The following is an 11,652-nucleotide window of genomic DNA, read 5'->3' as shown; positions in this document are numbered from 1 at the left end:
TCGCCGGCGTGGTGCTGGCGGTGACATTCGGCGTGTACGAGGCGTCGTGGGGGCATCCCGGAAAAGGGCATCAGGAGAAGTCACTCCGCGGGCCACCACCGTGAACGATCGAGACGGGGCCCAGGCTTGCCGCCAGGTGATCGATGGTCGGGTTCGCGAGGAGTTCGACAGCCGACAGCGGCACACCGAGCTCTTCCTCGATCCGCCGGGCGAGCCTGACCACGATCAGTTCGTCGCCGCCTACGTCGAAGATGCTCAGGTCGTAACGGTTGATCTCCCTCTGCAGCACTTCGGACCACAGTTTCGCCAGAGCCGCCTTGAGCTCATTCCCGTGGAGCTGCCTGGGGGAAGCGAGGGCGGGGCGCACCGGGTCCGGGAGAGCCCCCTGCTCCTGGACGCGGCGTTCCGGGTTGGTGAGGGACACCGAGAGCAGTGACGGCATGTCGGAGCGCAGTACAAGGTCGAGGACATCGGCGCGCCGCCCTGGTGGCAGGGATTCGTCCCAGGTGACGGTGATCAGGCCGTCCACGCCGGACGCCTGTGCGTGAAGGAAGCCGTCGGCTGCCGAACGGCACAGGTCGCCTCCGCCGGGCGCCGAGGTGAGTGAGCACATCGTGACGCCGAAGTCGACGAGGGTGCCCCCGAAGATCTCGGCGAGCACCAGCGCGCCGCGGACCTTGGGAGCCAGGGCCTGCCGCCAGGCGGCCCGGTCAGTGCGGTCGACCCGGCAAGGGGTCTGGTCGTGTGGTGCGTCGGCGCAGTGGAACCATCCGTCGATCCGGCCGAACCGCTGACGGGCGGTGCCGACCAGCTCCCGCATCGCTGCCGCGTCGGTGACGTCGACGGACTCCGCCATGACCGTGCCGCCGAGACGTTCGACGTTGCGGATGGCCTCGATCCTTCGGCTGACCGGGTGGGCTGTTCCGTACTCGGTGATCCATCGGTCGAACTCGTCGGGTCGCGGAAGCGGCGAGTCGCTGGTGAGTACCAGCTTGGCCCCGGCGACGCGCGCCAGGTGGCCGGCGAGGGCCAGCCCCATCTCGTCGAGTCCGCCGGTGACGAGGTACACGCCACCGGGCCGCAGCCGACTGGCCGGGATCGACGGGCCGGGGGCTGCCAACGCGGGAACGAACCGTTGTGTCCAACGGCGCCCGTTCCGGAACGCGATCGGCGCCCTGGTCGGGGCGACGATCTCCGCGAGGAGGGCTTCCGGTGCGAGGGCGCTCGTGCCGATGTCGATGCTTCGACAACGGAGTTCGGCGAATTCCCGAGAGATGAGGTTCAGGGCGGCGCCGGTCATCGCGGCGGCAGGCGCAAGGACTTCACCGCCTGTGATGTCGTGCACTTCACGGGCCACCACCCCGAGGTGCGCGCCTTTGCCGACCGGACCGCGGCCGAGTTGCCTGGCGACGTCCAGAACGGAGAACAGCCCGAGACCGCAGGCGTGATCCAGGCTGTCGGCTGCGAGGTGCCCCGGAACGATGTCAAGAGACCAGAGGTGGACGACCCGCTCAGGAGTCAGCCCGTCCGTGGCCAGCGCGTCGAACAACTTCTCGTAGTCGCCGGAATCCATGGGATCGACGACGAAGGAAATGGCGTCGGCTCGGCTGAAAGCGGCGCCCTGACGGACCACCACCACCTCACCGCCCTGTTCGCGCAAGGAGTCCGCCAGCGAGTCGCCGACCCCGCCGGAGTCCGCGAACAGCAGCCATGGGCCGGTGGGCAAGGCGCTCTCCGGGTACCCGCCCGCCCCTGGGTCGAGGCGCTGCCATGACGCTGTGTACAGCCACTCGGAGGGGTTCTGCCCGCGGCTCTGCTCTTCCTGGACGGAGGAAGCCGGCGGTTCGAGACGGAGGAAGGTGCGCTCCAGCGGGTGCACCGGCAGGGGGACGCGGTACTGATGCCCTCCGTACCAGGCGGACCAGTCCACCGGAACGCCTTGCGTCCACAGCCGACCCGCGACGGTCAGCAACCGTTCCAAGGGCGGCAGGACTTGTTCGTCGTCGAGGCCGGAGCCTGCCGGGAGCACTGAGGGGTTTCCGATGGCCAACACGGCCGTGCTCTCTGCCGCACGGCCGGTGAACGCCTCGGCGAGCCGGTCGCCCTCCCAGATGTCTCGGGTCCAGTGCAGCGGGTCGAGCACCCGCGACTGCGGCAGTTCGCCGCCCACTACGGCCGACAGGATGGGGATGTCCGGAACTCTGGGGCGCACCTCGGGGACCTGCGCGGCCGTTCCAGCACGCCAGGACAGCAGTGCCAGCGCGTCGGACGGTTCGAAGACCCCGGCGAAGCAGGCTGCGAGGAGTTCGCCCACCCCGGCTCCCCCGACCGCCGCCGGCCGAACCCCGGACTCCGTCCACAGCGTCGCGAGCACCCGGCTCGCGGTCAGCAGAGCCGCCGACGGGTCGTCAGCGCTCTGGAGGGCAAACTCGGTGGACCGCTCCTCCATGTCAGCGACTGCGGAAAGCCGTTCGGACAGCTCACTGAATTCCTCGGCCGGGACGTCGCCGAACAGGAACGATACGGTCGGGGTGGTCTCAGCCACCCGTCCGGCCGTGCTCTTGCCGTCGGTGAGCGCGCGCAATCCGGCCGCTGCGCCGGCGCGGTCCGCCGCGGTGACGGCGTAGCGATGCGAAGAGCCGCGTCGGCCCCGCCGCAGCGTGAAAGCCACGTCCACGAGGTCGGGCGCGTCCGGCTTTTCCAGTGCGTCGGCCAACTGGCGGGCCAGCTCGCGCAGCGCCGCCTCGCTGTGGGCACTCACAGCAAGTGTCTGCGGGCCCTCGGCCCTCGTGGGCCGCCCGGAGGGGGGAGGTGCCTCCTCAAGGACGACATGAGCGTTCGTGCCACCGATGCCGAACGAACTCACTCCGGCGCGGCGAGGGGTGTCACCCGATGGCCAGGACATCGGCAGGGTGTTGATGTAGAAGGGGCTGCCCACCAGGTCGATCTGGGAGTTGGGCCGGGTGAATCCGGGGTGGCCCGGGATTTCCCGGTGCCGCAGTGCCAGTACCGCCTTGATGAAGCCGGCAATTCCCGCCGCGGCGGCGACGTGCCCGATGTTCGCCTTCACCGAGCCCAAGGCGCACTGACCCGGCCGGGCACCTCCGTCGGCGAAGGCCTCGCTCAACGCGGCGAACTCGATGGGGTCGCCCAGAGCTGTGGCGGTGCCGTGGGCTTCGACGTAGGTGATGGTGCCGGCGTCCACCTCGGCCACCGCCTGCGCTTCGGCGATCACGGCCCGTTGCCCGCCGATGCTCGGAGCGGTGTATCCGATCTTGTCGGAGCCGTCGTTGTTGATCGCCGAGCCCTTCACCACCGCGAGGATCTGATCGCCGTCCTCGATCGCCTCGGCCAGCCGCTTCAAAGCGACGAGACCCACCCCGTCACCGAATGTCGTCCCTGCCGCGTCGGCGTCGAACGGTCGGCACCGCCCGTCCGGGGAGAGGATCATTCCTTCGCTGAAGACGTAGCCCGGATGGTCGTTGGCGATGACCGACACTCCACCTGCCAGGGCGATGTCACATTCACCCGCGAGAAGGCTCTGCACGGCCATGTGCACCGCGACCAGTGACGTCGAACAGGCCGTCTGCACATTGACGCTCGGCCCGTTGAGGCCCAGCTTGTACGAGATCCTGGTGGTCAGGTAGTCCTTGTCGTTGGCGATCATGAGCTCGGTTCCGTCGTAGCCCAGCGGGTCGCAGGAACGAGCCACGACGTTCGTCAGATACGTGTTCATCGACGCACCTGCGAACACCCCGATGTGCTGGGCGTCCGTTGCCCCGGAGTAGCCGATGGTCTCGAGCAGCTCCCATGCGACCTCGAGCAGTATGCGTTGCTGTGGATCGAGCAGCTTCGCCTCGCGCTTGGTGAAGCCGAAGAACTCGTGGTCGAAGTCGAACGCGTCCGGCAGGGAAGCGGCTCGCTTGACATAGCCGGGATCGCGCAACACCTGCTCCGGCACCCCGGCGGCCGCGAGTTCGGCGTCCGTGAACGTGGTCAGCATGTCGTCCCCGGCACGCAGCCGGTTCCAGAACCGAGCCAGACTCCCGGCTCCGGGGAACCGGCCGCACATGCCGATCACGGCCACATCGTTCGGCCGGGCCGTCGGATCGACCATGCTCCCGTCAGTCATCGTTGCCCCTGTCGGTATCCGGCTGACGACGTGTCCGTGCGCGCAGGCGTGCGCTGCGGGCCGTTCCGTCCGCCAGCTGTGCCCGCCTGGTTGACGCCCGACCTCGATCTGACGCCGGACCGGTCCCAGCGGCGGTCTGGTCGAGGCGTCGGGCCAGACTGGCCACGGTCGGGTAGCGGAACAGTTCGTTGATCTTCAGCGGAGTGTCCGCGGTGTCGTCGGCGAGCATCTCGTGCACCTTCACCAGCAGCATGGAGTTGCCACCGAGGTCGAAGAAGTTGTCCTCCCGCCCGATCCCTTCACGCCCGAGCGCCTGCCGCCAGATCGCCGTGATCCGCTGCTCGATACCCCGCAGCGCGGTGCCGCTGCGAGGGACCGCGCCGACGGACTCACGGGCCGCGGCCGTGCGCCGATCGGTGCCCGGGGTGACTTCGGACGCCATCGGCAGTTCCGCCACACTGCGGTCAGGGTCCGCGAGCGCGGCGCGCAGCAGTGCCAGATAGTTCTCGGCCACCTGACGAGCCGCCTGAGCCGAGAAGACGGACTTGCGGTGCTTGAGCAGCCCGACGAGCCGGTCGCCGTCGTGCACGACCTCGAGTACGAGCTCGAGCTGGTCGTCCTGCTGGTCCAGCCGGAACGGCACCGCGGTCAGCCCCGCCCAGCCGACCGGGGCCGCGCCGTCGTCGGCCACGTAGAGACCGGCCAGCGCCGGATAACGGCTGGGTTTCTGGTAGCTGAACATCGCCTGGAAGATCGGGTTGCGGTCGTCCACCCGGCGCGGCGCCAGCTCACCGACAAGCAACTCGAACGGGTAGTCCTGGTACTCCAGCGCGTCGATGACGTCGCGGCGGGTACGGTCCAGCTGCTCCCGGAACGCCACCGCGTCGCTCAGATCGGCACGCAGCACGACGGGGTTGACGAAGTTGCCGACGCACTCGGCCAGCGCCGGACTGGTCCGGCCGGCGAAGGGTGACCCCACCAGGACGTCGTGCCGTCCGGTGTAGCGGCCGATGAGGACCTGAAAGACGGTCAGCAGGATGGCGTAGGGCGTGGCCCCTTCCTCCTTGGCCAGCGCGAACACACCGTCGGCGAGCTCTGTGGCGACGGGGACCACGATCGATCCGCCGCCGTCGGTGTCCGGGCCGAGTTCGCAGGTGGGCCATTGGGCCGGTTCGAGCCGGCCGGCGAGCTGAGCATGCCAATAGGCACGAGCTCTGCTGCCCTTCTCCCCTTGGATCAGCTCCTGCTGAGAGGCGACGAAATCGCTGTAGGGGACATTGCCTCCGGGCAGCTGGGACGGCCTGCGTTCCGCCTCCGCCAGGTAGAGCTGCTCGAGTTCCGCCACCATGACACCGAGTGACCAGAAGTCGCACACCACATGGTGCACGGCCAGCAGCACCACGGCCTCTCCCGGCGCCACCGCATACGTCCGCACCCGCACAAGCGGTCCGGTCGACAGTGCGAACGGAGCGAGATAGGCGTGACGTATCGCGTCCTCGATCTGCTGCCGGCTCCACTGGCGGGCGTCCACTTCGGCGACATCGGGTTCGAGCCAACCGTGCACCGTCTGGCGGTCGGTGCCGCTGAAGGTGGTGCGCAGGGCCGCGTGCCGCCCGACCAGCGAGGCAACGGCGCTGGCGAACGTGGCGGAGTCGAATCCGCCGGTGAACCGGGCGGTGAAGGCGACGTTGTAGGACGCGCTGTCCGGATTCATCCGATGCAGCAAGACAAGCGGGCGCTGAGCGTACGAGAGCGGATGTTCGGTCCGCGCCTGGTTGGCGCGCGACCGGAGTGCCGCCTCCAGCCTCTTGCGTATGCCCCAGTTCTGGATGTCGTCGGTCACGAGGGTCCGTCCTGATCGGCCAGCCAGGGCAGCAGTGCCTGGATCTGGTCCTCGGTCAGCGAGTCGAGGTTGGCCAGGAGGCGTTCCGCCTCCTCTGGTGAAAAGGGCTCCACGGTGGTCGGCACCTCCGTGGAGGCGACGGCTTGGACCGGGGCGTCGAGCATCAGGCGTTCCGCCAGCTCATCGACGAGCAGGCGCAGGGCCTTGCCTTGGAGGAGACCAGTGAGCGGCAGGTCGACGTCCAGGTCGCGGAAGATCTGGCCGCGTACTTCGACAGCCACCAGCGAATCGAGCCCGGCTTCGTGGAGCCTGAGGTCCTCGTCGATGGCGGCCTCGGACATGCCAAGTCGGGTGGCCAGCATGGAGCGCAGGTATCCGAGCACCAGCTCTCGGCAACGTTCCGGTGTGGCGCCGAGGCAGTCCCGCCGCAGCCGCCTGCCCGCCTCTGCCCCGTCCCCGGCAGGCATTCCCTCGCCCATGGCAACGGCCCGCCCGGTGGGAAACCGGTTCAGGTAACGGGACCAGTCCACGGAGAAGACACCGTAGTGACCGCCGGGGCCGGCCAGGAGCCGGTCGAGTGCGGCGAACGCCGGATCGGCCTCCAGCGGAGTGAACCCGCCTTCCACGAGCCGGGTCTGCAGGCGTTCACTCAGTTGCGCCGCCATACCCGCCTCCCACGGCCCCCAGCCGACACTGAGGGCAGGCAGTCCCAACCCGCGCCGGTAGTGGGCAAGTCCGTCGAGGAATGCGTTGGCAGCCGCGTAATGGGCCTGCCCGGGCGCACCGAGCAGAGCAGCCGTGGAGGAAAAGAGGACGAAGTGGTCGAGGTCGAGGTCCATAGTGGCGCGGTGCAGGTGCCAACCACCGGCGACCTTCGGGTCCAGTACCGATCGGAAGCGGTCCCAGCTCAGCTGCGACAGCACCGCGTCATCGAGCACACCGGCCGCGTGGACGACGCCCCTGAGGCCGCCCAGCTCCCGGTGCACACGCTCGACGAGCTGCTTGACGGCGGCCTCGTCCGTGACATCCAGGCCGGCCAGGGTGACCTTCGCCCCTGACTGCTCCAGCTCCCGGATCTGTTCCTCGATCCGTGCCTCATGCGCACGCCGCGATGCGAGCACGATGTGCCGCACCCCGCGCCTGGCCAGCCACGCCGCGGTACGCAGACCGAGCGCTCCGGTCCCCCCGGTGATCAGGTAGCACCCGTGGGTGCCGAGCCGGCCGGGGCGTGTCGGCAGCGCCGACTCGCGGTGCAGCGTGGGCCGGTAGAGCTGTCCGTCGCGGATCGCGGCTTCGACGCCGGGCCATTCGGACGGGACACTCGGCGCGCCGGTGAGGTCGCGGGGGTCCGCGTCGAGCAACCGCAGGTTCAGCCGAGGTGCTTCCATCGCGGTGCTCCGGCCAAGGCCCCACAGCATCGCCCCGTAAGGGTCGCCGACCTCCCCGGGCTCGTGTACGGCCACCGCTCCGCGGGTCAGCAGTACTACGGAATCGGGCGTCCAGTCGGCGCGTTCGGTGGCCTGCACGAGCGCGGGCACGCTGCCGCAGGCGGTCCGTGTGTTCTGTGCGTCCAGGCCGAGGCAGTGCAGTACGCTCGCCGGCCCGGTGTCGCGGAACAGTCGCGCCAGGTGTTCCGCGTCGGCGGGATCCAGTACGTATCGATGATCGCCGAGTCGGGTGAAGTCCGTGCCCGCCTCGGCGATCACGCATCGGCTGCCGCTTGCCTCCAGCGCTGTGACCGCGGGACGCCAGTGCCCCTGAGGGTCGGCGAGCACGATCCACGTCCCGGTGGTGGGCGAGGGGTCACCGGCCGCCTCGGCCAACTCCCATTGGTCCGCGTAGATCTCGGCCTCGGGCGAACGGAAGGAGACCGCTCTCAGCTGGAGGCCGAACAGTTCGAGCAGCGGGTTGCCCTCGTGGTCGGTCAGGGAGACATCGGCAAGTGCTCCCGAGGCATCGGCCTCGCGGTGCCGGATGCGCGCCACTCCTGATTCCGCGGCGTTGCGGGAGGCGTGGAACACGGCTCGCTCGATCCGGAACGGCAGCAGCACGCCGTCCTCGGGGGCAGCACGGACGATGCGTGCCGCAATGGCCAGCTGAACGCAGGAGTCGAGCAGTGCCATCGTGCGCTCCCGAGGCGAGTCCGCCGCGAGGCTGAGGTCGCCGGAGCTGTCCTCACCGTCCAGCCGTAGCTCTTCGATCCACTGGAACGCCGGGCCGAACCGGAAGCCCGCCGCCTCGAAGAGCGGGTAGAGATCGGCCGGGGAGACCGGTCGGCCCGCGAGGTGGGCGGACCGGTCCATCGGCTGTGCGCGGGGGTCGGTCCGCTGGATCCGTCCCTCCGCGTGCACCTGCCACGACTCGTCGGCCAGCGGATCGTCCGCGTTCGCCAGGCTGAGCGACTGTGCGACAAACCTCTGGTCTCCGGCCGGGGTGAGCACCAGCTGGAGGCGGTGTCGCGCCTCGTCGACCTCCAGCGCTCGTGGGAAGACCAGATCCTCGACGACCGCAGCCGAGTCGCCGGCCACCGCCTCCACCAGGCAGGCGGTGTGGTACGCCCCGGGCACGACGAGGCGGCCGGAAATCTCGTGATCGGCGAGCGCCCGCGGAGCCCTCGCGGCCACTGTGGTCTCGTAACGCCGCTGTGTGGACTGGGGCAGGGCGAGTCGGTTCAGCTCGGGCAGGTCTGGGGCCGGTCGTGCGGGCAGGTCTCCGACCGGTCGTGCGTTCGGGTCTCCGGCAGGTCGCGCGGGCTGTTCTGCGCCGGAGGGCGCCGGTGCGGTCCAGTGCCGGTCCCGCGCGAAGGGATAGAGCGGAGCGGAGACCCTGCCCGCTTGCAAGGGCGCGTAGTACTCCGCCCAGTCGACTGGTACTCCTGCCCTGTCCAGACGCGCCAGGTGGGCGAGCACCGTGACGGGATCCGGGGTCCTGGGCTCGAGTCCGGGCAACCAGACAACATCGCCCTCGGACTGAGTACGGCCGGCGGTGGTGAGCGTCCGGCCTGGGCCGATTTCGAGGAAGACCGTGCAGCCCCCGCCGAGGAGTTCGCGGACGGCGGGCGTGAACCTGACCGGTGAGGTGAGCTGCCGTCCCCAGTACTCCGCACCGATCTCCGCGCGGCCCGCCCAGGTGCCGGTGAGGTTCAGTGCCATCGGCACGACCGGCTGCCGGTGGGTGATCCGGCCTGCGGCCTGGACCAGTGCGGGGACAGCCGGAGCGACCAACGGTGAGTGGAAGGCATGCGTCGTGCCCAGAGGGACGGTGACCCAGCCCCGCTGTCGGAACTCGCCTTCCAACTCGCCTGTCTCGGTGTCCGATCCAGAGACCGTGAACCGTTCCGGCGCGTTGTACGCGGCGACGGCCGCCGAACCGCCCTTGGCCTTGACCAGCCGTTCCAGCTCGGCCCCGTCGGTGCAGCCGACGGCGACCATTCGGCCGCTGCCGGGAACAGCTGCGAAGGCGCGGCCCCGCGCGCAGACCAGCTCCAGTCCCTCTTCGACGCTGAACACGCCGGCCACGCAGGCGGCCGCGTACTCGCCGAGGCTGTGACCGACCACGGCGTCCGGCCGCACCCCGCACGAGCCCCAGAACTCTGCCAACGTGACCTGCAGGAGGAAGACCGCGGGCTGAAGCAGTTCCGCCCGCGACTGCGCCGTAGGGTCGGCGAACACGTCGAGGGGGCCGACTCCGGTGAGGCGGCGGAAGGTTTCCGCGTGCCGGTCCAGTGCGGCGCGGAACAGCGGTTGCTCACGGTGGAGTTCGACGGCCATTCCGGCGTACTCGGAGCTCTGGCCGGGGAAGAGGAATCCGACCCTCGGCTTGGCCCGCGCGGATTGCCCCTCGTCCGCCGCTCCGGTCCCCTCCCTCAGCCACGTTTCGACGCGTTCGGCTGCCGCGTTCCCGGTGTCGGCGATGACGCTGAGCCGGTGTCGTAGCGCGCGGCGACCGACCTGACTGGTATGGGCCAGGTCTCTCAGGGCTGCGTCCGGCTCGCGCAGTCGGTTCGCCCACCGCTCCGCCAGTTCCCGCAACGCGTCCGCGCTCTTGGCGCTGATCGTGACGAGCTCGTACCCAGGACGCCGATCCGCCCGCGTGATCTCCGGTGTCTGTTCCAGCACGGCGAAGGCATTGGTTCCGCCGATGCCGAGGGAGTTGACCGCGGCCCGGCGGGGAGATCCGGGCAAGGGCAGCGGCGCCGTATTGACGAACAAGCCCGTGTCGTGCAGTTTCAGCCGAGGACTCGGCGCCGTGAAATACGGGCTGGGCGGGATCTGTCCCCGGTGCAGGGACAGAGTGGCCTTGATCAGGCCTGCTATGCCCGAGGCCGCCTCCATGTGCCCGATCAGCGCCTTCACCGACCCGATGGCGCAGGGATCGGCCTGTCCGAAGATCTGCTTGAGCGCGCCGATCTCGGTGGGATCACCGAGCGGCACCCCGGTTCCGTGCGCCTCGACGTAGCCGATCGTGGCGGGATCGACTCCGGACACCTGGAGCGCCTGACGCATCGCGGCCAGCTGGCCGGACAGGCTCGCGGCGCCGTAACTCGATTTGCCGCCACCGTCGTTGTTGACGGCGGTTCCGAGGATGGTGGCGTAGACGGTGTCACCGTCTCGCAGCGCGTCGGCCAGGGGTTTGAGGACGACGGCGCCCACTCCGCTGCCGAAGATCGTCCCCTGCGAACTGACATCGAACGGGCGGCAACGTCCGTCCGGCGACAGGATGCCGCCCCGGCGGTGCCAGTACCCGGCGGCCTGAGGGAGCCTGATGTTCACGCCGCCGGCCAGTGCGGCGTCACACTCGCCGCGCGACAGGCTCTGGACGGCCAGGTGCACCGCGACCAGCGAGGTGGAGCAAGCCGTCTGCACCGTCAGACTGGGCCCGGTCAGATTGAGCTTGTACGACACCCGGGTGGCGAGGAAGTCCTTGTCGGTCCCGAGCTGTTCGAGGGAGGCTGTGGGATCCTCCAGTGGCCCGGCGCTGTTCAATACCTCGGGAAGGTAACTGGTGAGCACACCACCGCTGCCGGCAAAGACACCGACCGACGTCCCGGTCCCGGCGGATGTGCGCAGACCCGCGTTCTCTAATGCATGCCAGCAGGTCTCCAGGAAGATCCGCTGCTGGGGGTCCATGACGGCGGCCTCGCGGCCGGAGATGTCGAAGAAGGCGGCGTCGAAGAGGTCGACGTCGTCCATCGAGGCGGTCGCCTTCACGTAATCAGGGTTCTTCAGCCACTCCGGGTTCGCACCGGCACGGAGCAACTCCTCGTGGCCGAGGTCGCGTATCGTCTCGCGCCCGGCGAGGATCACGTCCCAGAACTGGTCCACGTCCGTGGCGCCGGGGAAACGGGCGGCCATGCCCACGATGGCGATCGGCTGCCCGTCTGTTCGGGGCTGTGTCATGACGGCTCGCCGGCACCGAGGCGAGGCAGGACGACCGGGTCGTACGCCTCCAGCAGGTCACCGACCGTGCGCACACTGGTGATGGGCAAGGTGTCGGAGAACGGGTCGATGTCCAGCTCCATCTCCAGTACGGCGACGAGCCGCGCGAGATGCAGCGATTCAAGCCCGAGCTGATCGACAAGGAGCTGGTCGTCGTCCAGGTGCTCGACCGGGCCGGCGACCTCGTTCACGATCTCCAGCAGTGCGGCCTTGACCGTGTCCCGCTTGTTCATTGAAAT

4 protein-coding genes are annotated in these 11,652 nt (G+C 69.5%); all 4 read right to left on the bottom strand.

The features are described from left to right. Positions 1 to 70 precede the first annotated feature (70 nt). The 4 genes from L0P92_RS09580 to L0P92_RS09565 are packed head-to-tail and all read right to left on the bottom strand — an operon-like array spanning position 71 to position 11,646. Complete coding sequence (locus L0P92_RS09580) at positions 71 to 4,132, bottom strand: beta-ketoacyl synthase N-terminal-like domain-containing protein (RefSeq protein WP_234762100.1); 4,062 nt, start codon at positions 4,130 to 4,132, stop codon at positions 71 to 73. Beyond that, positions 4,125 to 5,975 (bottom strand): condensation domain-containing protein, encoded by a 1,851-nt coding sequence (locus tag L0P92_RS09575; protein ID WP_234762099.1) that lies wholly within the window; start codon positions 5,973 to 5,975, stop codon positions 4,125 to 4,127. Before L0P92_RS09575 ends, L0P92_RS09580 begins: the two co-directional genes overlap by 8 nt. Continuing rightward, positions 5,972 to 11,374, bottom strand: coding sequence for a type I polyketide synthase (locus L0P92_RS09570; RefSeq protein WP_234762098.1), 5,403 nt, complete (start codon positions 11,372 to 11,374; stop codon positions 5,972 to 5,974). Before L0P92_RS09570 ends, L0P92_RS09575 begins: the two co-directional genes overlap by 4 nt. Beyond that, a complete protein-coding gene (locus tag L0P92_RS09565) occupies positions 11,371 to 11,646 on the bottom strand; it encodes an acyl carrier protein (RefSeq protein WP_234762097.1) in 276 nt (91 codons plus the stop codon). Before L0P92_RS09565 ends, L0P92_RS09570 begins: the two co-directional genes overlap by 4 nt. Positions 11,647 to 11,652 lie beyond the last annotated feature (6 nt).

The sequence above is a fragment of the Streptomyces muensis genome (assembly GCF_021474425.1).
Taxonomy (GTDB): domain Bacteria; phylum Actinomycetota; class Actinomycetes; order Streptomycetales; family Streptomycetaceae; genus Streptomyces; species Streptomyces muensis.
This window is presented reverse-complemented; position numbering and strand designations above follow the sequence as displayed.

Coding starts and splice junctions, on each gene's coding strand:
- L0P92_RS09580 (WP_234762100.1), bottom strand. CDS start 4,132: ATGACTGACGGGAGCATGGTCGATCCGACGGCCCGGCCGAACGATGTG.
- L0P92_RS09570 (WP_234762098.1), bottom strand. CDS start 11,374: ATGACACAGCCCCGAACAGACGGGCAGCCGATCGCCATCGTGGGCATG.
- L0P92_RS09565 (WP_234762097.1), bottom strand. CDS start 11,646: ATGAACAAGCGGGACACGGTCAAGGCCGCACTGCTGGAGATCGTGAAC.